We start from the raw sequence: 22,416 nt of genomic DNA, 5'->3' as shown, positions 1-22,416 counted from the left end.
GGGGGCGGGGGCGGGCGCCGGGGGGGGGGCTGGGGCGCCGCGCCGGCGCGGCGGGGGGGGGGGGGGGGCCCCCCCCCCCCCCCCCCCCCCCGCCCGCTTTTGCATCTTCAGTGTTCGGTCATTTGGCCCGCTTGCCGCGCGGGCACGTTTCTCACCCACGCGTTGTTGCCGCCACCGCCACCTCCGCGGCCACCGCCACCGGCCTGCGGTTGAGCGGGCGGCTGAGGCGGCGGCGGGCCGCCCGCGCCGGGGCGGGGGCCACTCGGGCCGCCGCTCATGCCGCCGGGACCGTGCGGACCGGCTGCCGCGCCTTGCGGCGGCGGGCCGCCGCGCGGTTGGCCGGGACCGCCGCCGTCGCCACGGTTGCCGTGGTGCCAGTCGTTATTGTTCGGGTGTCCGCGGTCCGGATAGCCGCGATAGCCCGGTCCCGGTCCGTAGTAGCGGCCCGGCCCGTAATTGCCATAGCCAAGATAGACGTTGGTTTGCGGCACCACGGCGGCACCGGGCGCGTAGCCGTAACCGTCGTAGCCGTAATCGCCATAGGCGCCGTAGCCGTTGCCGTACATCGGCGTGCCGTCCGGATAGACCGCGCAACCGCCGAGCAGGGCGGCGGCGAGCAGAGCAGCGAGAGGAGCAAAGCGTTTCATTTTGTCAAGCCGCATGTAAGTACAGGGAAATGCAGATGTAAGAATGAGACCACTATTATCGCCGTCCGTCTTCGGAGCTTTGTATTCGTTTGTAAGGTTTTCTTTCTCGTGCCAGCTCGACGGATAGTTCCGCGAAATGCTGATCAATGGACTGTTTCCTTTGACGCAACGATCTATCGCGCGTGGGTGGGTTTTTCCTGATTGTGAATTCCTATAGCATCTCGACTGGGCATAGTGGGTCACGAACTCATGCGCCTCTAATCGGAAAACACATCATGAAAAAGACAATATCGGTGTACTGGCCCCTCGCCATCGTCGCGTCGCTCGCGACACTCGCCTACTTGCACATCAACAGCCATGCGGCTTCGCGCGCGTCGCAAACGCTCGACGCCAATCATTTGACCGCCGAACTCGCGCGCGCGGTGTCGTACGGGATCATCGACGCCGCCGCGTTGCCCGCCAAACCGCTGCGCGACGCGACGGCGATGCCGGTCGCCGAGGCTTCGTAAGCACGCGTCCCTCACAGTGCGCGAGCCGCGGCGACTGCGCGCCTGTAGCACGCCCGGCGCGAATCCGTCGAGCTTTGTATAATCGCGGCGCATCCGCATCCTGTCCGTCGACCCTCACACGCGGCGCTTCCGGCGCCTGAATCCGCGATGAAAACTGTGTCCGTCTGTTTCGTCTGCCTCGGGAACATCTGCCGTTCACCGACCGCGGAAGGCGTGATGCGCCATCTGGTCGACGAAGCGAAGCTCGCGGAGCGCATCCTGATCGATTCGGCCGGCACCGGCGACTGGCATATCGGCGCCGCGCCCGACGAGCGTGCCCAGCAAGCGGCGCGCCAACGCGGCTACGACCTCGGCGCATTGCGCGGTCGCCAGATCGCGGCCGCCGACTTCGAGCGCTTCGATCTGCTGATCGCGATGGACGACCGCAACGTCGCCGCGCTGCGGCAGGTCTGCCCGCCCGACCAGCGCGACAAGATCCGGCTGCTGATGGAGTTCGTGCCCGAAGCGGACAGCCGCTGGGGCGGCGCGCGGGAAGTCGTCGATCCGTATTTCGGCGGCGCGGAAGGCTTCGAGCAGGTGCTCGATCAATGCGAGACCGCGTGCCGGGGCCTGATCGCCGCGCTGCGCCCGCAGTTGCTGGCCTGAGCGCGCAACAGACCACCCGGCTTCACGGCCACGGGCGCAAGCGCAGCGCGTCGACCCGACGGCCAATTAAGCAAATCGCACAAATCACGCTGGCCATACTTGACTAATTTGCTCATGTATTTATACTTGACAAAACTTGTCGAGAATTGCGGTTCCCACACCATATGAGACTCACCACGAAAGGCCGTTTCGCCGTCACGGCGATGATCGACCTGGCGTTACGCCAGGAGCAGGGCCCGGTGACGCTTGCGGGTATCAGCCAGCGCCAACATATCTCCCTGTCCTATCTCGAGCAGCTGTTTGGCAAGCTGCGCCGTCATGAAATCGTCGAGTCCGTGCGCGGACCGGGCGGTGGCTACAATCTGGCGCGCCGCGCCGAAGCCGTGACGGTGGCGGACATCATCATCGCGGTCGACGAACCGCTCGACGCGACCCAGTGCGGCGGCAAAGGCACGTGCGAAGGCACCAAGCAGCACGACGGCCACTGCATGACCCACGAACTGTGGTCGACGCTGAACCAGAAAATGGTCGAATACCTCGATTCGGTTTCGCTGAAAGACCTGGTCGACCAGCAGCGTTCGCGCGAAGGCGCGCCGGCGGTGTTGCGCGACAGGCGCAGCGACGCACCGGCGGTCGAGCCGGTCCGCGTGGCACCGAAAGGCCCCAATTCCGTTTTCAACATGGCCGGTTCCTGAGCGCGGCACGAAATAGAACAAGCCGCTGCACGATCACGAACCCATAAGCCAGAGCACACGACGTCCCCCGGAGCAATTGATGAACAACGACTCTCTCCATCTGCCCATCTACATGGACTACAGCGCCACGACGCCGATCGATCCGCGTGTGGTGGACAAGATGATTCCGTACCTGCGCGAGCAGTTCGGCAACCCGGCTTCGCGTAGCCACGCATACGGCTGGGACGCCGAGCGCGCGGTCGAAGAAGCGCGCGAGCAGGTCGCCGCGCTGGTGAACGCCGACCCGCGCGAAATCATCTGGACGTCGGGCGCGACCGAGTCGGACAACCTCGCGCTCAAGGGTGCCGCGCACTTCTACAAGAGCAAGGGCAAACACATCATCACGGTGAAGACCGAGCACAAGGCCGTGCTCGACACCTGCCGCGAACTCGAACGCGAAGGCTTCGAAGTCACCTATCTGGACGTGAAGGACGACGGTCTGCTCGACCTCGACGTGTTCAAGGCCGCGCTGCGTCCGGACACCATCCTCGTGTCGGTGATGTCGGTGAACAACGAAATCGGCGTGATCCAGGACATCGAGGCAATCGGTGAGATCACCCGCGAGAAGGGCATCATTTTCCACGTCGACGCGGCCCAGTCGACCGGCAAGATCGAGATCGATCTGCAGAAGCTGAAGGTCGACCTGATGTCGTTCTCGGCGCACAAGACCTACGGCCCGAAGGGCATCGGCGCGCTGTACGTGCGTCGCAAGCCGCGTATCCGTATCGAAGCGCAGATGCACGGCGGCGGTCACGAGCGCGGCATGCGTTCGGGCACGCTGGCTACGCACCAGATCGTCGGCATGGGCGAAGCGTTCCGTATCGCGCGCGAAGAGATGGCGACCGAAAACGAGCGCATCCGCATGCTGCGCGACCGGCTGCTCAAGGGCCTGTCGGAAATGGAAGAAGTCTATGTGAACGGCGACATGGAAAAGCGTGTGCCGCACAACCTGAACATCAGCTTCAATTTCGTCGAAGGCGAATCGCTGATCATGGCGGTGAAGGACGTCGCGGTGTCGTCGGGCTCGGCATGTACGTCGGCGTCGCTGGAACCGTCGTACGTGCTGCGCGCGCTCGGTCGCAACGACGAACTCGCGCATAGCTCGATCCGCTTCACGGTGGGCCGTTTCACAACGGAGCAGGAAGTCGATTACGTGATCAACCTGCTGAAGACGAAGATTTCCAAGCTGCGCGATCTGTCGCCGCTGTGGGAAATGCACAAGGACGGGATCGATCTGTCGACCATTCAATGGGCCGCGCACTGACGCGCCAGCTGGACGGCATCGAACCCGGTGTTCATCGGATTGCAGGTTGAAACGAATCAAGGAGTGTAATCATGGCTTATAGCGACAAGGTCCTCGACCACTACGAAAACCCGCGCAACGTCGGTTCCTTCTCGAAGGACGACGACGCGGTCGGCACCGGCATGGTCGGCGCGCCGGCTTGCGGCGACGTGATGAAGCTGCAGATCCGCGTCGGCGCGGACGGCATCATCGAAGACGCGAAGTTCAAGACCTACGGCTGCGGTTCGGCGATCGCGTCGAGCTCGCTCGTCACCGAATGGGTGAAGGGCAAGACGCTGGATCAGGCAATGTCGATCAAGAACACGCAGATCGCCGAAGAACTCGCGCTGCCGCCGGTGAAGATCCACTGCTCGATCCTCGCGGAAGACGCGATCAAGGCCGCGGTTGCCGACTACAAGCAGCGCCACGGCGAAGCGGTTGCCGAAGACGGCGCGGCCGCCTGAGTAACCGTAACGGCTGAGCGCGGCGCGATCGAGCGCGCCGCGCCCGCACTGCGCAACTGAGAAACGCTATGGCAATTACGTTGACCGAAAAGGCAGTACAGCACGTCCAGAAATATCTGATCCGTCGCGGCAAGGGCATTGGCCTGCGCGTCGGCGTGCGCACCACCGGCTGCTCGGGCCTTGCCTACAAGCTCGAGTACGTCGACGAACTCGCGCCCGAAGACCAGGTGTTCGAGACGGGCGGCGTGAAGGTCGTCGTCGATCCGAAGAGCCTCGCCTATATCGATGGCACCGAGCTCGACTTCGCGCGCGAAGGGCTGAACGAAGGCTTCAAGTTCAACAACCCGAACGTGAAGGACGAATGCGGCTGCGGCGAGTCGTTCCGCGTCTAGGTTCGACACTTTCCGCGTGCGGCGGATCAAAGGCGGCGCGTGCCGCCTTTTTAATTTGCCGCGCGGCTCGGGCGACTGACTCGGGCGCTGAATCCGGCCCGCGCTTGCCGACCGCGTTTTTTAGACCCGCACTCCGGTGCGCTTTCATCAACGGACGTTTAATCCGATGGCCTCGCTGAACGATAGCCACTTCGACCTGTTTGGACTGCCGGCGCAATTCGCGCTGGAAGCGGGCGCGCTCGATCACGCGTACCGCACCGTGCAGGCGCAGGTGCATCCGGACCGCTTCGCGGCGGCCGGCGACGCGCAAAAGCGCATCGCGATGCAATGGGCGACGCGCGCGAACGAGGCGTATCAGACGCTGCGCGATCCGCTCAGGCGCGCCACTTATCTGCTGTCGCTGCGCGGCATCAATGTCGGCGCGGAGAACAACACGGCGATGGAGCCGGCGTTCCTGATGCAGCAGATGGAATGGCGCGAGAACATCGAGGACGCGGCGGCGGCGAAGAACGTCGACGCGCTCGACGCATTGCTCGCCGAGTTGCGCGATGAAGAGCGCCAGCGCTTCGACAAGCTCGGCGCGTCGCTCGACAGCGGCGCGAACCAGGCGGCCGGCGAAGCGGTGCGACAGCTGATGTTCATCGAGCGCGTCGCGTCGGAAATCGGCACGCAGATCGAACGGCTCGAAGACTAACAACAAGCAGCGCGGCCCAGCCGCCGCGCGCCGCGGTATCACACCCCAGCAACGCGAACATTCAGGACGGGGCACCACGTCCCCGAGAAGATCCAGATGGCCTTACTGCAAATCTCCGAACCCGGCATGGCGCCGGCGCCTCACCAGCGGCGTCTGGCGGTCGGCATCGATCTCGGCACCACCAATTCCCTCGTCGCCGCCGTGCGCAGCGGCGTGCCCGACGTGCTGCCCGACGAAGACGGCCATGCGCTGCTGCCGTCGGTGGTGCGCTACCTGGAGCAGGGCGGGCGGCGCATCGGCCGCCGCGCGAAGGCCGAGGCGGCCAGCGACCCGCGCAACACGATCGTGTCGGTCAAGCGCTTCATGGGCCGCGGCAAGGCCGAGGTCGAAGGCGCCGAAAACGCGCCGTACGATTTCGTCGACGCGCCCGGCATGGTGCAGATTCGTACCGTCGACGGCGTGAAGAGCCCGGTCGAAGTGTCGGCCGAAATTCTCGCGACGCTGCGCCAGCGCGCCGAAGACACGCTCGGCGACGAGCTGGTCGGCGCGGTGATTACGGTGCCCGCGTACTTCGACGAAGCGCAGCGCCAGGCGACCAAGGACGCCGCGCGCCTCGCTGGCCTGAACGTGCTGCGCCTGCTGAACGAACCGACCGCGGCCGCGATCGCGTACGGTCTCGACAACGGCGCGGAAGGCCTCTACGCGGTCTACGACCTGGGCGGCGGCACCTTCGACCTGTCGATCCTCAAGCTCACCAAGGGCGTGTTCGAAGTGCTCGCGGCCGGTGGCGATTCCGCGCTCGGCGGCGACGATTTCGATCACGCGCTGTACCGCCATGTGCTCGAGCAGGCCGGCATCGCGCCGCAGACGCTCGCACCGCAGGACGTGCGGCTGTTGCTCGATAGCGTGCGCGACGCGAAGGAAGCGCTGTCCAGCGCGCCGCAAGCCGCGCTGAAAGTGACGCTGTCGAATGGCAGCGCGATCGATCTGACGCTCGACGAAGCGAGCTTCGAGACCCTCACCGCCGCACTGGTCCAGCGCACGCTGGGCCCGACGAAGAAGGCGCTGCGCGACGCGAAGGTCACGACGAAGGAAATCAAGGGCGTGGTGCTGGTCGGCGGCGCGACGCGCATGCCGGTGATCCGCCGCGCGGTCGAGGCGTTCTTCGGCCAGCCGCCGCTCGTCAATCTCGATCCGGACCAGGTGGTCGCGCTCGGCGCGGCGGTCCAGGCGGATCTGCTCGCCGGCAACCGCGGCGCGGAAGGCGAGGAATGGCTGCTGCTCGACGTGATCCCGCTGTCGCTCGGCGTCGAGACGATGGGCGGCCTGACCGAGAAGATCATCCCGCGCAATTCGACGATTCCGGTCGCGCGCGCGCAGGATTTCACGACCTTCAAGGACGGCCAGACCGCGATGGCGATTCACGTCGTGCAGGGCGAGCGCGAACTGGTCAGCGACTGCCGCTCGCTCGCGCGCTTCGAGCTGCGCGGCATTCCGCCGATGGCGGCCGGCGCCGCGCGGATTCGCGTGACCTATCAGGTCGACGCCGACGGCCTGCTGTCGGTGTTCGCGCGCGAGCTGGGCTCGGGCGTCGAGGCATCGGTGGTGGTCAAGCCGTCGTACGGTCTCGCCGACGACGACATCGCGCGAATGCTCGAAGACAGCTTCTCGACCGCCGAGGTCGATATGCGGGCCCGCGCATTGCGTGAGGCACAGGTCGAAGCGCAGCGCCTCGTCGAAGCGACCGACGCGGCGCTCGCCGCCGACGCCGAACTGCTCGACGACAGCGAACGCGAGGCGCTCGACGCGCTGCTCGACACGTTGCGCCGCGTCGCGCAAAGCGACGACGCCGGCGCGATCGAAGCGGCCACCAAAACGCTCGCCGAAGGCACCGACGAATTCGCCGCTCGCCGCATGAACAAGGGCATCCGCCGCGCGCTGTCGGGCCGCAAGCTCGACGAGATCTAAGCGCCGCCGCTGAACCACCGGAGCGCGTCGGGCGGACTTAAAAACTCCGCGCGACGCCAGTAAAATGGCACGAACGACTGCACCAGGCTTTGCCGGCAGCCGCCGTGCGTCAGACCCAAACGGAAACTGTATGCCTCAAATCGTTGTGCTGCCCCACGTCGAACTGTGCCCGGAAGGCGCGGTGATCGACGCCGTTCCCGGCAAGAGCATCTGCGACAGCCTGCTCGAACACGGCATCGAAATCGAGCATGCGTGCGAGAAGTCGTGCGCGTGCACGACCTGTCACGTGATCGTGCGTGAGGGTTTCGCCGCCTTGACGCCATCCGAGGAAGACGAGGACGATCTGCTGGACAAGGCGTGGGGTCTCGAACCGGCTTCGCGTCTGTCGTGCCAGGCGATCGTGCCGGACGAACAGGACCTGGTCGTCGAAATTCCGCGTTACTCGATTAATCACGCGAAGGAAAACCACTAACAAGGAGGGCGCCGCCATGAAGTGGACCGATACGCAAGACATCGCGATGGCTCTGACGGACAAGCATCAGGACGTCGATCCGCAGCAGGTACGCTTCACCGACCTGCACCGCTGGGTCACCGAACTCGAAGGCTTCGACGACGATCCGAACCGTTCGAGCGAAAAGATCCTCGAGGCGATTCAGGCGGCGTGGATCGAAGACGCGGATTATTGAGCGGATCGTCGCGCTGGCGCGATGACTGCAAAGACAAAGGCGATTCCATCGGAATCGCCTTTTTTCATTGGTGCGGCAGGAAGCGTTGAGCCGTGGAGCGCCGGTTCCGGTTGGGCGTCAGTCCGCGACCAGCGTGCCGTTTTCGACCCGCACGCGCTGACCGTCGCGGAACGGCGGCGCTTCGTGGTACGTGAAGTAGCGCGTGTGACCGTTTTCCATCCGCACCCGCACCGAATACGAGGTCGAGCTGCGCAGATGTTTTTCGACCGAGTTGCCGGCGAGGCCGCCGCCGAGCGCGCCGAGCAGCGTCATCGCGGTACGGCCGCCGCCGGCGCCGAACTGGTTGCCGACCACGCCGCCCGCGACCGCACCACCGACCGCGCCGATCCCGGTGCCGTGACCTTCCTGACGGAGCGCCGAGATCGCGACGACGGTGCCGCAGGTCGAACAGTACGCGGCCTGCGGGGCGGGTTGTTGCTGTTGCGCGTATTGCGGCGCGGCTTGAGCCTGCTGTTGCTGCGCATATTGCTGCTGTTGTGGCGGAGCAGGGACGGGGGCCGGCGCGGCTGTTACCGCTTGCTGCGCCTGAGCAGATTCCTGCGCCGCCTGCTGCTGCGCGGACGGATTCACTGGCGCGGCCGAATCGACGACGCCCGGTTGCGGCGTGGCCGTGATCTGCGCGGCTTGGGTCTGGCCGTTCTGCTCGCTGGTACTCGACGCTTTCGGAAACACGCCGGTGATGGCCGCGGTCGCGACGAGGCTCGCGATCAGCACCGCGCCGGCGGCGACCGCGATCAATGGATGAAGACGACGTTGCTGCGAGTGTTGGGTGGGGGTGTCCGTGGGGTTGTCCATGTGGGGCCTCCGTTTCTGACAGAGCCGACTTTGGGTGAGATCGAGTGTCCGGCAATTCGATCCGGGCAGCGTTTCAAGTTGTAACCGGTGCTTGACCACGGCGGTCGGAATGGTACGGAATGGGGCAGCTTTTACCGCTGGTTACAAACCATCCGTAGCAGAAAGCGATCCTGGATAAGCGTGTCGCCGCAGCGGACAGCACGCGAAAAACGGCGTGCAAAAGAAAACGCCCGGCTTAACCGGGCATTGTTCAAAGGCGTGTTGTCGCGCGCACGGCACAACCATCAGCGTTCAGCGACGTTCGCTCAATCCTCGCGACGCAGATGCGGGAACAGAATCACGTCGCGGATGCTCGGGCTGTCGGTCAGCATCATCACCAGACGGTCGATACCGATCCCGCAGCCGCCGGCCGGCGGCATCCCGTATTCGAGAGCGCGGATGTAGTCGGCGTCGTAGTACATCGCTTCCTCGTCGCCGGCGTCCTTCTGGTCGACCTGCTTCTTGAAGCGCGCGGCCTGGTCTTCCGGATCGTTCAGCTCCGAGAAGCCGTTGGCGATCTCACGGCCGGTGATGAACAGCTCGAAACGCTCGGTGATGCCTTCCACCTTGTCCGACGCGCGCGCGAGCGGCGACACTTCGATCGGGTAGTCGATGATGTAGGTCGGTTCCCACAGTTGCGACTCGGCGGTCTCTTCGAACAGCGCCAGTTGCAGCGAGCCGACACCGGCGTTCAGGAACTGCGGCTGCGACGCGTCGACGCCGAACTTCTTCAGCTCGGTGCGCAGGAACGCGGCATCGGCGAGCTGTTCGTTCGTGTATTGCGGCGCGTACTTCTGGATCGCCTGGGTGATCGTCAGACGATGGAACGGCTTCGCCAGATCGAGCTCGCGCCCCTGATACGTGATGGTCGCGGTGCCGAGCGCGTCGATCGCCGCCTGGCGGATCAGCTGCTCGGTGAAGTCCATCAGCCACTTGTAGTCGGTGTAGGCCGCGTAGAACTCGATCATCGTGAATTCCGGGTTGTGGCGCACGGACACGCCCTCGTTACGGAAATTACGGTTGATCTCGAACACCCGTTCGAAGCCGCCGACCACCAGCCGCTTCAGATACAGCTCCGGCGCGATGCGCAGGAACATCTGCATGTCGAGCGCGTTGTGGTGGGTGCTGAACGGCTTGGCCGCCGCGCCGCCCGGGATCGGGTGCAGCATCGGCGTCTCGACTTCCATGAAGTCGGCCTTGGCCATGAAGTTGCGCACCGACGCGATCGCCTTGGTGCGCGCGACAAACGTGCGGCGCGTTTCCGGCGTGACGATCAGGTCGACGTAGCGCTGGCGGTACTTCATTTCCTGGTCGGCGAGACCGTGGAACTTGTCCGGCAGCGGGCGCAGCGACTTCGACAGCAGACGCAGCTCGGTACAGCGCACCGACAGCTCGCCCTTGTTGGTGCGGAACAGCACGCCGCGCGCGGCGACGATGTCGCCCATGTCCCACTTCTTGAACGCGTCGTAGGTGTCCTGACCGACGTCGGCCGGCGTGATGAAGAACTGGATCTGACCCGAGCCGTCGCGCACGGTCGCGAAGCTGGCCTTGCCCATCACGCGCTTGAGCATCATGCGCCCGGCGATCGCGACTTCGAGCGGGCTCGCCTCGAGCGCTTCCTTGTCGGTTTGCTCGTACTGCGCCTGCAGGTCTTCGGCGTGGTGCGTGGGACGGAAATCGTTCGGGTAGGCGACGCCTTGCTCACGCAGCTCGCGCAGCTTTTCGCGGCGCTCGGCGATGATCTTGTTGTCGTCCAGTTCGGGCACGACAGGCGCTGCGGGCGCGGCATTCGGCTGGGTCGGTTCGGTCATGGTGATGTGGTATTCGGTGGCCCGCCGCGGCGTGGGCCGCGGGCGGGAAGCCAGTCAGTATAAAAACCTCAGGCGGTCAAACAAGAGGCAAGAAACGGCGACGCGGCCGGGGCAGGTTACCGCGGGCCGCGCCGGGTGCGCTTAGACGCCCTGTTTCAGGCTCGCGCTGATGAACGGATCGAGATCGCCGTCGAGCACACTCTTCGTGTTGCTGATTTCGACGTTGGTGCGCAGATCCTTGATGCGGCTGTTGTCGAGCACGTACGAGCGGATCTGGTGACCCCAACCCACATCGGTCTTGCCCGCTTCGAGCTTGTCCTGCTCGGCCTGACGCTTGCGGATTTCCGCTTCGTACAGGCGCGACTTCAGCATGGCCATCGCTTCGGCGCGGTTGCGGTGCTGCGAGCGGTCGTTCTGGCATTGCACGACGATGCCCGACGGCATGTGCGTAATCCGCACCGCCGAGTCGGTCTTGTTGATGTGCTGACCGCCCGCGCCGGACGCGCGGTAGGTGTCGATGCGCAGATCGGCCGGATTGACGTCGACTTCGATCGAGTCGTCGATTTCCGGGTACACGAACACCGACGAGAACGACGTATGGCGGCCGCCCGACGAGTCGAACGGCGACTTGCGCACGAGCCGGTGCACGCCGGTTTCGGTGCGCAGGAAGCCGTATGCGTATTCGCCTTCGATCTTGATCGTCGCGTTCTTGATGCCGGCGACGTCGCCTTCGGTCTGCTCGAGCACTTCGGTCTTGAAGCCCTTGCGTTCGCAGTAGCGCAGATACTGGCGCAGCAGCATCGACGCCCAGTCGCACGCCTCGGTGCCGCCGGCGCCGGCCTGGATGTCCAGAAACGCGTTGTTCGGGTCGGCCGGGTTCGCGAACATCCGGCGAAATTCCATGTCGGCGACGCGGGCCTCGATGCCCTGCGCGTCGCTTTCGCACGCGAGCAGCGTGTCGTCGTCGGCTTCTTCGCGCGCCATCTCGAACAGGTCCAGGGCGTCGCGCACGTCGTTGCTGAGCGACGTGAGCTTGCCGACCGTGTCGTCGAGCAGCTTCTTTTCCTTGCCGAGTGCCTGGGCGTGTTTAGCGTCGTTCCAGACGTCCGGGTCTTCGAGTTCCCGGTTGACTTCGATTAGACGTAGTGCTTTGTCGTCGTAGTCAAAGATACCCCCGTAGGTCGTCCGCGCGCTTGCGCAGGTCGGCCAGAGAGGCTTCGATCGCGTTGAGACGTTCCGCTTCCATGTCGATCTTTTATAGCTTCGTAAAAAGCTGAAATTATAGCCGATCGGCACGCCGCGCCGGAGCCTTACGGGCGATCCGGCGCGGGTTTGCGGTTGATTTTGCGGAGATTTTCGATGCTTTGGCGGGGGAGGAGATTCTGCGTAGCAAGCAGAATCCCGCAGCCCGGCGCGCCCGGCCTTGCCCTCGGGCTTCAGCTCAGCGCGTGCTCGACGATCAGCTGCACGCGCGACACGCCGTTCCACGTATCGCTCGCCAGCCGGTATGCGAGCGTCGTGCGCGCGGGCAGCGTATCGGTGTGGTTGAACCAGATCGCGTTGAAGCGCTGGCGGCCGCGCAGCAGTTGCAGCTTCAGGTGCTTGTCCTTGACGAGCGCCTGCGATGCGATCTCGAACTCGCCGGAAAACACCGGCGCCGGAAAGCCCTGGCCCCACACGGCCGCGTCGAGCATCTCGACGAATTGCGGCGTGAAGTACGCATCTTCGAGCTCGCCGTCGGTTTCGACCGTGCGCGCGAGCGCTTCGGCCGACAGCCATTCGCGGCCGACCGCCTCGAACGCGGCGGTGAAGCGCGGCACGTCGGCGGCGGCGAGCGACAGACCCGCGGCCATCGCGTGGCCGCCGAACTTGACGATCAGGTCCGGTTCGCGCTTCGAGATCAGGTCGAGCGCGTCGCGCAGATGGAAGCCCGCGATCGAACGGCCCGAGCCCTTGACCATCACGCCGCTGTCGTCGGCCGGCGCGAACGTGAACGACGGCCGGTGGAATTTCTCTTTCAGCCGCCCGGCGACGATGCCGATCACGCCCTGGTGCCAGCTGGAGTTGAACAGCGTGATCGTGGTCGCGCCTGCGGGGTCGAAGGCGGCCAGGTCGTCGAGCGCCTGCTGCTGCATGCCCGCTTCGATCTCGCGGCGCTCGCGGTTCATCGCGTCGAGCTGCTGCGCGAGCTCCCATGCGCGGCCGACGTCGTCGGTGGTCAGGCATTCGATCCCGAGCGACATGTCCGACAGCCGGCCCGCCGCGTTCAGGCGCGGGCCGAGCGCGAAACCGAGGTCGAAGCCGGACGCACTGCGCGCATCGCGCGCGGCGGCGCGATAGAGCGCCGCGATGCCCGGCTGCATGCGGCCCTTGCGGATCCGCTGCAGCCCTTGCGCGACCAGTACGCGATTGTTGCCGTCGAGCTTGACGACGTCGGCGACGGTGCCGAGCGCGACGAGATCGAGCAGGCCGTCCAGGCGCGGTTCCGGCAGCGCGTCGCCGAACGCGCCGCGCTGGCGCAGTTCCGCGCGCAACGCGAGCAGCACGTAAAACATCACGCCGACGCCGGCGATGCACTTGCTCGGGAACGTGCAGCCCGGCTGGTTCGGATTGACGATCGCGCGCGCGGCGGGCAACTCGTCGCCGGGCAGGTGGTGGTCGGTGACCAGCACGTCGATGCCGAGCGCGTTGGCCGCCTCGACGCCGTCGACGCTGGCAATCCCGTTATCGACGGTGATCAGCAGATCGGGCTTGCCGGCTGGCGCGCTCGCCGCGAGCGCGACGATGTCCGGCGTGAGGCCGTAGCCGTGCTCCATCCGGTTCGGCACCAGATAGTCGATCCGGCCGCCGAACATGCGCAGCCCGCGCACCGCGACCGCGCAGGCGGTTGCGCCGTCGCAGTCGTAGTCGGCCACCACCAGCATCCGGCGGTTTTGCTGGATCGCGTCGGCGAGCAGCGCGGCGGCGGCGTCGCAGCCTTTCAGGTCGGCGGGCGGCACCAGCCGCGCGAGGCCGGTTTCGATGTCTTCGGGCAGGCACACGCCGCGCGACGCATAGAGGCGCGCGAGCACCGGGTGCAGGCCGTGGCGGGTCAGCACTTCGGCGTCGACCGGGGAGCAGGGGCGCGTAACGATTTGGGTCATGCGGAAAGGCCGTGGATCAGTCGATCGGCGGAGCGATCGGTCATTCGATGAACAGCGAGGCCAGCACGCGCCGTCGCCAGAATTTGCGCAGATCGCCGCGCGTGATGTTGAGCGTGACCGAGCCGGTGTCGCCGCACAGCGTCAGACCGAGTTCGGCGAGTTCGCCGGCTTGCAGCGCGGCGAGCGCGGGTTCGAACCAGTCGGTCTGCAGCGCGGCGAACGCGTCGTTCCAGCGCGCCCAGTCCTGCTCGATGTACGGCGCGGAGAACGGGTCGAGTTCGACGAGCGTGGCGGCGGGTTGGCCGCCGGGCGTCGCGGCGGCGCTTGCGTGGCCGGCCGCCGCGCCACGCTGGGCCGCCGCCAGCGCACCGAACGACGCCGGCGGCGCACCCGCCGGCACGCCCGCGCTCAGCGCGAGCCCGCGGGTCGCGGCTGCATCGGAGAGCACCATCCCAAACGGGCTGCGCACCGGCCGCGCGACGCCCTGCGCGTGAAACCAGATCGAGTTGACGGCCGGCAGGCCGCGCGCCTCGCGCGCTTCGTTGACCGGATGCTCGAACCACGCCATCTGCACTTCGTTCTGCAGCTTCATCCATGCGCGCGAACGCTCGCCGGAATGCGCTTCGTGCGGCAGCCAGATCTCGATGTTGCGGCCGCTCGCGCGCAGCGGCGACGCGCCGGCGAGCGTGCCGAAGCCGTCGCTCGACAGATACCAGCGGCTCGGCTGCGGCGCCTCGATGCGCACGCCGAGTTCCTCGATCAGCGGCCGCGCGACCGCCAGCAGCGCGCTGGCATCGGCGTCGGAGAGTTCGAGCGAAGCCGGGTCGATCAGCACCAGATGGTCATGCGCGATGCGCACGTGCACCGGTTGCACGCAGGCCCACGTCGCGTCGCCGGGCTCGCCGCCGTCGGCGCGCAGCATGTAGGGCGCGAGCGGCGCTTCGTCGGCCGCGGCGGACGCGCCGTCGGGGAGCGCGCCGAATTGCCGGGCGACCCAGCGTTCGTGCGGCAGCGTGCGCTGAAAATCCTCGCCGGCCACCCGTTCGATCAAGGTGGCGCGCGCGATCAGTTTGTCGAGCGCGGGACTATGGATGTCGTACAGGGCGGTGGAGGCATCGGCCGCGGCGGGCAGCGCGAACGGCAGCAGAAGATGGAGGCGGTCGGCAGGCATGATGCTGCGCATTGTAGGGCAAACGGGGCGGTTGATTCGAGCCGGCGCGTGGGTGGGCGCTGGGGTATCGACAGTAAGTTCGCCGCGCATGCGCGTTACGCGAGGCGGCGGCATTGTATGGCAAACTTCGCGCTTGATCGCGCGGCAGGCGGCGAGCGCCGGGGACCGGCCGGCGCCACGGCTGGAACCGTGGCCGGAACCGGAACGATCGGCAGCGCCGCAAGCCAAACGATCACGACGTCAGGCGCCCAGGCAGACGCTTTGCGTTTGCCGCGCAGCACGGCACACCGCCGCAGAAACGCACAAAGGATTCGCTTGAAATTTCCCTACGAATGGCAGATTGGCTGGCGCTACACCCGCGCCGGCAAACGCACGACCGGTAACGGCTTCATCTCGTTCATCGCGCTGGTGTCGATGTCGGGCATCGCACTCGGCGTCGCCGCGCTGATCGTCGTGCTGTCGGTGATGAACGGCTTCCAGAAGGAGGTGCGTGACCGCATGCTGTCGGTGCTCGCGCACGTCGAAATTTTCTCGCCGACCGGCTCGATGCCCGACTGGCAGCTGACCGCGCAGGAAGCGCGGCAGAACAAGTCGGTGATCGGCGCCGCGCCGTATATCGACGCGCAGGCGCTGCTCACGCGCCAGAACGCGGTCAGCGGCGTCGCGCTGCGCGGCGTGGAGCCGTCGCTGGAGCCGCAGGTGTCCGACATCGGCAAGGAAATGAAAGGCGGCAAGCTGACCGACCTGACGCCGGGCGACTTCGGCATCGTGCTCGGCGCGGACCTCGCGGCGAGTCTCGGCGTGCAGTTGAACGACAAGATCACGCTGGTCGCGCCCGAAGGCACGATCACGCCGGCCGGCATGCTGCCGCGGCTCAAGCAGTTCACGGTGGTCGGCATCTTCGAATCGGGCCATTACGAATACGACAGCACGCTCGCGCTGATCAACATCAAGGACGCGCAGGCGCTGTTCCGGCTGCCGGCGCCGAGCGGCGTACGGCTGCGTCTGCAGGACATGCAGAAGGCGCCGGAAGTCGCGCATCAGCTCGCGCGCAGCCTGTCGGGCGATCTCTATATCCGCGACTGGACCCAGCAGAACAAGACCTGGTTCTCGGCGGTGCAGATCGAAAAGCGCATGATGTTCATCATCCTCACGCTGATCATCGCGGTGGCCGCGTTCAATCTGGTTTCGTCGCTGGTGATGACGGTCACCAACAAGCAGGCCGACATCGCGATCCTGCGCACGCTTGGCGCGCAGCCGGGCTCGATCATGAAGATTTTCGTCGTGCAGGGCGTGACGATCGGCTTTATCGGCACCGCGCTCGGCGTTGCGCTCGGCTGCCTGATCGCGTGGAGCATTCCGTGGCTCGTGCCGATGATCGAACACTTGCTCGGCGTGCAGTTCCTGCCGCCGTCGGTGTACTTCATCAGCGAGCTGCCGTCCGAACTGGTGCCGGCCGACGTCGCCCGCATCGGCATCATCGCGTTCGTGCTGTCGGCGCTGGCGACGCTCTATCCGAGCTGGCGCGCCGCGAAGGTCCGTCCGGCGGAGGCGCTGCGCTATGAATGACCGCCTCGCTCACTCTTCCAACGATTCGTCCATGACCGCTCAGGATTCCGCAGTTCAGCCCGCCGTTCAGTCCGCAGCGCACCCGTTCGTGCTCGAAGCCACCGGCATTTCCAAAGCGTTTGTACAGGGCGGGCTGAACGTGCAGGTGCTCGATAACGCGCAACTGTCGGTGCGGCGCGGCGAGAAGCTCGCGATCGTCGGCGCGTCGGGCTCCGGCAAAAGCACGCTGCTGCATGTGCTCGGCGGTCTCGACGATCCGAGCGCGGGCGAGGTGTCGGTGCTCGGCAAGCCGTTCACGAAGCTGTCCGAGCGCGAGCGCAACGACCTGCGCAATCGCGCGCTCGGCTTCGTCTATCAGTTCCACCATCTGCTGCCGGAGTTTTCCGCGCTCGATAACGTCGCGATGCCGCTGCGAATTCGTCGCGAGACGCCCGAAGTCGCGCGCCGCGAGGCGCTCGCGGTGCTGGAGCGGGTCGGCATGGGGCATCGCGCGAAGCATCGGCCGGGCGAGCTGTCGGGCGGCGAGCGGCAGCGCGTCGCGATTGCCCGCGCGCTGGTCACCAAGCCCGCGTGCGTGCTCGCCGACGAGCCGACCGGCAACCTCGACGGCGGCACCGCCGACACCGTCTTCAACCTGATGCTCGAACTGTCGCGCACGCTTGAAACCAGCTTCGTGATCGTCACGCACGATCAGGAACTGGCCGGCCGCTGCGACCGCATCATGCGGCTGCGCGACGGCGTGCTGCACGAGGAACCGCCGGTGCCGGTGTGAGGGCGGCATGAGTCGTGGCCTGAAGAGCGGCATCAGGCGCGGCATGATCGTTGCGCGCTGACACGCACTTGCGGGCGCCGCCGGCGCGAGCCGGGCGGCGCCTGTTCCATTGCTAGCGAGACCGCTCATGTGGATCGACACCCACTGTCATCTGGACGCTTCCGAGTTCGACCCCGACCGTGACGCGGTCGCCGCGGCGGCGCGCCGTGCCGGCGTGTCGCGCATCGTGATTCCGGCGATCGGGCGACAGAACTTCGCGGCCGTGCGTGAGTTGGCGCATCGTGTCGACGGCGGCGCGTACGCGCTCGGCATTCATCCGCTGTTCACCCCGAACGCCGCGGATAACGACCTCGACCTGCTGCGCATGGAGATCGAGGCGAGTCTCGACGATCCGCGCTTCGTCGGTATCGGCGAGATCGGGCTGGACTTTTTCGTCGAGGGGCTCGACGACGCCCGTCAGCAGTTTTTCTATAACGGCCAGTTGGAGCTTGCGCGCGAATTCGATCTGCCGGTGATCTGCCACGTGCGTAAATCGCAGGATCAGGTGATCGCGGGGCTGCGCCGCCATCAGATTCATCGCGGGATCGCGCACGCGTTCAACGGCAGCTTCCAGCAGGCCCAGGCTTATCTCGATCAGGGGATGCATCTGGGCTTCGGCGGCAATCTGACCTTCGAGCGCGCACGGCAGATCCGCCGGCTCGCCGAGCAATTGCCACTCGACGCGCTGGTGGTCGAGACCGACGCGCCGGACATCGCGCCGTCGTGGATCTACAAGCAGCGCAACTCTCCCGAGCAGATTCCCGCGATCGGCGCGGGCCTCGCGCAACTGCGCGGCCTCACTTCCGACGCAACGGCCCTTGGCACAACGGCTAACGCGCTCGCCGCGCTGCCGCGACTCGCGCTTTCGTCTGCATAATCGATCGGTTGGTCGAAGGAATACGCGCCGGGCGATTCCACGCCCGGCGGGCTCGCTGTTGCCTGTTTGCAAGCCTGAACGCCAGCGCGTGACGAAGCCGGCGCCAGCGGCGCGGAGGGCGAATGCGGACGGTGTGGAGCGGGTTTGCGTTGGGGGTGTTCTGGCTGCAGCGGCAGGCGGCGTTGCCGGAGGCGGGCGGCTGGTGGGTGCTCGGGGTGGTTGGCGGTGTGGCGGTGGGTGTTGCGGTGTGGGGGTTGCGTGGGGAGGTGGCGCGTGGAGTTGGCGGCGAACTTGCAGGCGGGTGCGGGGTAGCGAGCGTTAGCGACGGCGGACGCGAGGATTGGCGCGGGTTCGAGGGCGCGGGCAAGAGTGAGCCCGGGATTGGGCGTGGAGCCCAAGGTGGCGACGAAGGCGGACGCACTGGCGGGTGCCGGGGCGCAGGCATCGGCGAGAGTGGACGCGAGGGCGAGCGCGTCAGTGGTAGTGAACGCGGAGCCGGAAAGAGTGGCGAGAGTAGGCAACTGACGCCTACCGCTGCGTCTGCGCGCCGCGTTTGGCTTGCGGCTGCCCGCATGCGCCGCGCCGCCGGCTGGTTTGCGCTCTGCTGCGCGGCAGCGTGCATTGGCTTCGGCTACGCGGCGCTGCGCGCGCAGGCGCGCCTCGCGGTGAATCTGCCGCCCGCGTGGGAAGGGCGCGATATCGAGGTCACCGGCAGCATCAAGGGTTTGCCGTCGCGCGACGAGACGGGCGCGCGCTTTCTGTTCTCGGTCGACTCGAACGACGCGCAACTCGCCGCGTTCCCGCCGGTGATCCGGCTGTCGTGGATTATCCGTGATACGCCACCGCCCGCGCTCGAACCCGGCGAGCGCTGGCGTCTGCCGGTACGGCTCAAACGCCCGCACGGCAACGCGAACTCCGGCGTGCGCGATGCCGAAGCGAGTTTGCTCGCGCGCAATGTGCGGGCGACTGGTTACGTGAGTACGCCCGACCGCGCGATGCGGCTCGCCGGTCGCGAGCAAGGCGTCGCAGTGTCGATCGACCGCTGGCGTGCCGCGTTGCGCGCGAGGATCGATAGCGTGCTCGCGGGCGCGCCGCATCGCGGCATCGTCATCGCGCTGGCGATCGGCGCGCAGGACGACATCAGCGATGCCGACTGGCAACTGCTACGCGCCACCGGCACCAGTCATCTGGTGGCGATCTCGGGGCTGCATATCGGTATCGTCGCGGGACTGACCGGCTGGCTCGCCGCCGCGCTGTGGCGACGCTCGGGCTGGCTTGGCCGCAACTGGCCGCTGCGGCTGCCCGCGCAACTCGTCGGCGTGACGGCCGGCGCGCTGTTCGCGGTGCTGCACGCGGCGCTCGCCGGCTTCAACGTGCCCGCGCAGCGTGCGCTGTGGATGGCGATGCTGGCCGCGCTGGCGTTCGTCGGCGGCCGCCAGCTCGCGCGCTCGACGGTGTTCGCGTGGGCGCTCGGTCTCGTGCTGCTGGTGGATCCATGGGCGGTCGTGTCGGCGGGGTTCTGGCTGTCGTTCTGCGCGGTCGGCGCGATTCTGTACGCGCTGTCGGGACGGCCGCGCGTGGGCGTGAAAGAGCAGACCGAAGCCGCTTTGGATCAGCCGCGGCGCGAGCAGGATGACGAGCGGCAGGATGGGGCGCGACAGGATGAGGCGCGACAGGATGGGCGGCCGCGCGAGCGAGACGACCACCGGCAGTCCGGTCAGCGGGGCGAGCAGCACGAGGCGGCGCCGCCGCCGCGCCCGACTCTGCGCGGCGCAGCGCTCCGGCATCTGCGCGCTTTGTTCGAACGGTTGCGCAGCGCCGCGTACGTGCAGTTCGCGGTGACGATCGCGCTCGCGCCGTTGACCGTCTACTGGTTCTCGCAGATTCCGCTCGTCGGGCCGCTCGCGAACGCGTTCGCGATTCCGTGGGTGAGCGTGCTGGTCACGCCCGCGGTGCTCTTAAGTGTCGCGCTGCCCGCGCCGCTCGACGGATTCACGTGGCATGCCGCGCACGCACTTATCGAGTGGCTGATGGCGGGCTTGCAACTGCTGTCAGGGCCGAGCTGGACCGTCTGGTGGCTGCCGCAACCGTCCGCGTGGGCGCTCGCGACGGCGGCGCTCGGCGTGCTGTGGTGCCTCGCGCCGCGCGGCTGGCCGCTGCGCTGGGCCGCGCCGCTGACATGGCTGCCGTTGCTGATTCCCGCCACGGACGGCGCGCCGGCTTTGCCGGCCGGCGGCTTTCGCGTGACCGCGCTCGACGTCGGCCAGGGCACCGCGGTACTGGTGCAGACCGCGCATCACGCGTTGCTGTTCGACGCGGGGCCGGGTCCCGAATCGAGCCACGCGGGCGAACGGGTGGTCGTGCCGTTCCTGCGGGCGCACGGGGTGACGACGCTCGATACGCTGATCGTCAGTCACTCCGATTCCGATCACTCGGGCGGCGTGCCGGCGGTATTCGACGCAATCGACGTGCGGCAGATGGTGGCCGCGCTCGCGGCGGATCATCCGCTGTGGTCGGGCGCCCGGCAGCACGGCGCGCAGACCGTGCCGTGCGCGGCCGGGCAGCGCTGGCAATGGGATGGCGTCGAATTCGCGATGCTGTGGCCGGACCCGGGGCCGCTGTCCGGCAAGCCGAACGAGCATTGCTGCGTGCTCAGCGTGCGTACGGTGGCGGCGGCCGCGAGCGGCCCGCAAGGGCCGCAGCCGCAGCCGCAGAAGCAACCGCAGCCGCAGAAGCAGCAGCAACCGCAGCAGCCCGGCAACGCCCCGACGCGCTTCGCCGCGCTGCTGAGCGCGGACATCGAAGCGTCCGCCGAACGGACGCTGCTCGCGCGCGATCCCGCCGCCTTGCGCGCGCAACTGCTGATCGCGCCGCATCACGGCAGCAGGACCTCGTCGACCGAACCGTTCCTCGACTCTATCGATCCGTCCATCGCGGTATTTCAGGTAGGCTACCGAAATCGCTTTCATCACCCGCATGCGGGCGTGTATGCGCGTTACGTCGCGCGCGGCATCGAGCTGGCGCGCAGCGATCAGCACGGCGCGGTGCGGGTCGACGTGGACCCGGGCGCCGAAGGTCCGGCATTGACGCTCGAGCGTTATCGCGAGACGCAGCGGCGCTACTGGATGGACCGCTGAGCGGGGGGCGACAGAGCGCAACGCAAGCAACACCCACGGGCAGGCGGCGGCGCTGGCATCCCCGAATGCAAAAATTCGCGGTCCCCGCGCACGGCAAAGAACACAAAGAAAACACAACGAGAACACCACGGAGATAGCCGCAGTTGAAAAACATCATCCATTTCTCGCATGCGAACGGCTTTCCGGCCTCGACGTACCGGACCATCTTCGCCGAGCTCTCCGACGACTACGAGTTGCGTTCGATCGAGCGCATCGGCCATGACCCGCGCTTTCCGGTCACCCAGGACTGGCCGCATCTGGTCGAACAGCTGCTCGACGACATCGGCCGCGCGTACGAGCAGCCGGTGTGGCTGGTCGGCCATTCGCTCGGCGGTTATCTGTCGTTGATGGCGGCGCTGAAAAAGCCGCAGTGGGTGAGGGGCGTGGTGATGCTCGACTCGCCGGTGATCGCCGGCTGGCGCAGCAGCATGCTGCGGGTCTCGCAATGGACCGGGCTCGACGAGCGGCTCTCGCCGGCCGCCGCGACGCGCACCCGCCGCACCCACTGGGCGAGCCGCGACGAGGCGTGGCGCCATTTCCATTCGAAGCCCGCGTTCGCGCGCTGGGACGAGCGGATGCTGTCCGACTACATCGATTTCGGCATTCCGCAAAGCTCGCCCGACGGCGGCCGCGCGCTCGCGTTCGACCGCCGCACCGAATATCAGATCTACCGGACGCTGCCGCACACGCTCGGCTCCCGGCTTGCGCGCGGCGCGCCGGTGCCGGTCGGTTTCATAGCCGGCACGCGCTCGAAGGAAATCCGCCAGGCCGGGCTCGACGCGACCCGTCGCGCGACCGGCGGGCACGTCGAGTGGATCGAGGGCAGCCACCTGTATCCGATGGAAAAGCCGCTCGAAACCGCGCGCGCGGTGCAACGGATGTTGCGCGAACTGGAGCGGGGCGCCTGACGGCGCGGCGCCGCTCGCCGCGCCGCTTATAGCTA

The 22,416-nt window shown here is 67.0% G+C and carries 21 protein-coding genes; 15 read left to right on the top strand and 6 right to left on the bottom strand.

Annotation, left to right across the window (positions count from 1 at the left end; translation table 11 throughout):
* Positions 1-107: 107 nt before the first annotated feature.
* Positions 108-647, bottom strand: a complete 540-nt coding sequence (locus BTH42_RS16810) for a hypothetical protein (protein WP_075301369.1) — start codon at positions 645-647, stop codon at positions 108-110.
* 275 nt (positions 648-922) lie between these two features.
* On the opposite strand from BTH42_RS16810, the gene BTH42_RS16805 reads away from it, so the two are divergent.
* From BTH42_RS16805 to iscX, 10 genes are all read left to right on the top strand, one after another.
* Positions 923-1,156, top strand: coding sequence for a hypothetical protein (locus BTH42_RS16805; RefSeq protein ID WP_075301367.1), 234 nt, complete (start codon positions 923-925; stop codon positions 1,154-1,156).
* Between the two features lie 147 nt (positions 1,157-1,303).
* Positions 1,304-1,801, top strand: a complete 498-nt coding sequence (locus tag BTH42_RS16800) for a low molecular weight protein-tyrosine-phosphatase (protein ID WP_075301365.1) — start codon at positions 1,304-1,306, stop codon at positions 1,799-1,801.
* 164 nt (positions 1,802-1,965) lie between these two features.
* On the top strand, positions 1,966-2,496 hold the full coding sequence (iscR, locus tag BTH42_RS16795) for a Fe-S cluster assembly transcriptional regulator IscR (RefSeq protein WP_075301363.1): 531 nt from the start codon (positions 1,966-1,968) through the stop codon (positions 2,494-2,496).
* A 79-nt stretch (positions 2,497-2,575) separates the two neighbouring features.
* The gene (locus BTH42_RS16790) at positions 2,576-3,799 is read left to right on the top strand and encodes an IscS subfamily cysteine desulfurase (RefSeq protein WP_075301361.1); all 1,224 of its coding nucleotides are present in this window, start codon (positions 2,576-2,578) and stop codon (positions 3,797-3,799) included.
* A 71-nt stretch (positions 3,800-3,870) separates the two neighbouring features.
* On the top strand, positions 3,871-4,281 hold the full coding sequence (iscU, locus tag BTH42_RS16785) for a Fe-S cluster assembly scaffold IscU (RefSeq protein ID WP_075301359.1): 411 nt from the start codon (positions 3,871-3,873) through the stop codon (positions 4,279-4,281).
* Between the two features lie 68 nt (positions 4,282-4,349).
* Complete coding sequence (iscA, locus tag BTH42_RS16780) at positions 4,350-4,673, top strand: iron-sulfur cluster assembly protein IscA (protein ID WP_075301357.1); 324 nt, start codon at positions 4,350-4,352, stop codon at positions 4,671-4,673.
* A 166-nt stretch (positions 4,674-4,839) separates the two neighbouring features.
* On the top strand, positions 4,840-5,367 hold the full coding sequence (gene hscB, locus BTH42_RS16775) for a Fe-S protein assembly co-chaperone HscB (RefSeq protein ID WP_075301355.1): 528 nt from the start codon (positions 4,840-4,842) through the stop codon (positions 5,365-5,367).
* A gap of 96 nt (positions 5,368-5,463) precedes the next feature.
* The gene (hscA, locus tag BTH42_RS16770; protein WP_075301353.1) at positions 5,464-7,335 is read left to right on the top strand and encodes a Fe-S protein assembly chaperone HscA; all 1,872 of its coding nucleotides are present in this window, start codon (positions 5,464-5,466) and stop codon (positions 7,333-7,335) included.
* 130 nt (positions 7,336-7,465) lie between these two features.
* Positions 7,466-7,807: an ISC system 2Fe-2S type ferredoxin gene (fdx, locus tag BTH42_RS16765; protein ID WP_075301351.1), complete on the top strand. Its 342-nt coding sequence runs from the start codon at positions 7,466-7,468 to the stop codon at positions 7,805-7,807.
* 16 nt (positions 7,808-7,823) lie between these two features.
* Positions 7,824-8,021 (top strand): Fe-S cluster assembly protein IscX, encoded by a 198-nt coding sequence (gene iscX / locus BTH42_RS16760; protein ID WP_027198111.1) that lies wholly within the window; start codon positions 7,824-7,826, stop codon positions 8,019-8,021.
* A 117-nt stretch (positions 8,022-8,138) separates the two neighbouring features.
* Here the strand turns inward: iscX and BTH42_RS16755 are convergent, their stop codons facing one another.
* The 5 genes from BTH42_RS16755 to BTH42_RS16735 all read right to left on the bottom strand — a co-directional run bounded on the left by BTH42_RS16755 (position 8,139) and on the right by BTH42_RS16735 (position 15,052).
* Entirely contained in the window at positions 8,139-8,876 is a 738-nt protein-coding gene (locus BTH42_RS16755) for a glycine zipper 2TM domain-containing protein (protein WP_075301349.1), read from the bottom strand.
* A 305-nt stretch (positions 8,877-9,181) separates the two neighbouring features.
* Positions 9,182-10,726 carry a lysine--tRNA ligase gene (gene lysS / locus BTH42_RS16750; protein WP_075301347.1) on the bottom strand — a complete coding sequence of 515 codons (1,545 nt, stop codon included), beginning with the start codon at positions 10,724-10,726 and terminating at the stop codon, positions 9,182-9,184.
* Positions 10,727-10,867: 141 nt separating this feature from the next.
* Positions 10,868-11,972 (bottom strand): peptide chain release factor 2 gene (gene prfB, locus BTH42_RS16745; protein ID WP_143752095.1). Its coding sequence is split into 2 segments (ribosomal slippage): positions 10,868-11,890 and positions 11,892-11,972, totalling 1,104 coding nucleotides; the frame shifts between segments, so codons are not numbered across the junction.
* A gap of 190 nt (positions 11,973-12,162) precedes the next feature.
* On the bottom strand, positions 12,163-13,869 hold the full coding sequence (recJ, locus tag BTH42_RS16740; protein WP_075301345.1) for a single-stranded-DNA-specific exonuclease RecJ: 1,707 nt from the start codon (positions 13,867-13,869) through the stop codon (positions 12,163-12,165).
* Between the two features lie 40 nt (positions 13,870-13,909).
* Positions 13,910-15,052 carry a regulator gene (locus BTH42_RS16735; protein WP_075301343.1) on the bottom strand — a complete coding sequence of 381 codons (1,143 nt, stop codon included), beginning with the start codon at positions 15,050-15,052 and terminating at the stop codon, positions 13,910-13,912.
* Positions 15,053-15,355: 303 nt separating this feature from the next.
* Between BTH42_RS16735 and BTH42_RS16730 the strand changes: the two genes are divergently transcribed.
* The 5 genes from BTH42_RS16730 (at position 15,356) to BTH42_RS16710 (ending at position 22,381) form a co-directional block, all read left to right on the top strand.
* A complete protein-coding gene (locus BTH42_RS16730; protein ID WP_075301341.1) occupies positions 15,356-16,609 on the top strand; it encodes a lipoprotein-releasing ABC transporter permease subunit in 1,254 nt (417 codons plus the stop codon).
* Positions 16,610-16,640: 31 nt separating this feature from the next.
* Positions 16,641-17,381: a lipoprotein-releasing ABC transporter ATP-binding protein LolD gene (gene lolD, locus BTH42_RS16725; protein WP_143752093.1), complete on the top strand. Its 741-nt coding sequence runs from the start codon at positions 16,641-16,643 to the stop codon at positions 17,379-17,381.
* A gap of 127 nt (positions 17,382-17,508) precedes the next feature.
* Positions 17,509-18,297 carry a TatD family hydrolase gene (locus tag BTH42_RS16720; protein ID WP_075301337.1) on the top strand — a complete coding sequence of 263 codons (789 nt, stop codon included), beginning with the start codon at positions 17,509-17,511 and terminating at the stop codon, positions 18,295-18,297.
* Positions 18,298-18,419: 122 nt separating this feature from the next.
* Positions 18,420-21,434 carry a ComEC/Rec2 family competence protein gene (locus BTH42_RS16715; protein WP_075301335.1) on the top strand — a complete coding sequence of 1,005 codons (3,015 nt, stop codon included), beginning with the start codon at positions 18,420-18,422 and terminating at the stop codon, positions 21,432-21,434.
* A 143-nt stretch (positions 21,435-21,577) separates the two neighbouring features.
* Entirely contained in the window at positions 21,578-22,381 is an 804-nt protein-coding gene (locus tag BTH42_RS16710; RefSeq protein WP_075301333.1) for an alpha/beta fold hydrolase, read from the top strand.
* Positions 22,382-22,416: the final 35 nt, after the last annotated feature.

It is taken from the genome of Burkholderia sp. SRS-W-2-2016, assembly GCF_001931485.1.
Taxonomy (GTDB): domain Bacteria; phylum Pseudomonadota; class Gammaproteobacteria; order Burkholderiales; family Burkholderiaceae; genus Paraburkholderia.
The sequence above is the reverse complement of the archived record's forward strand: the minus strand, read 5'-3'. Positions and strand labels throughout refer to the sequence as shown.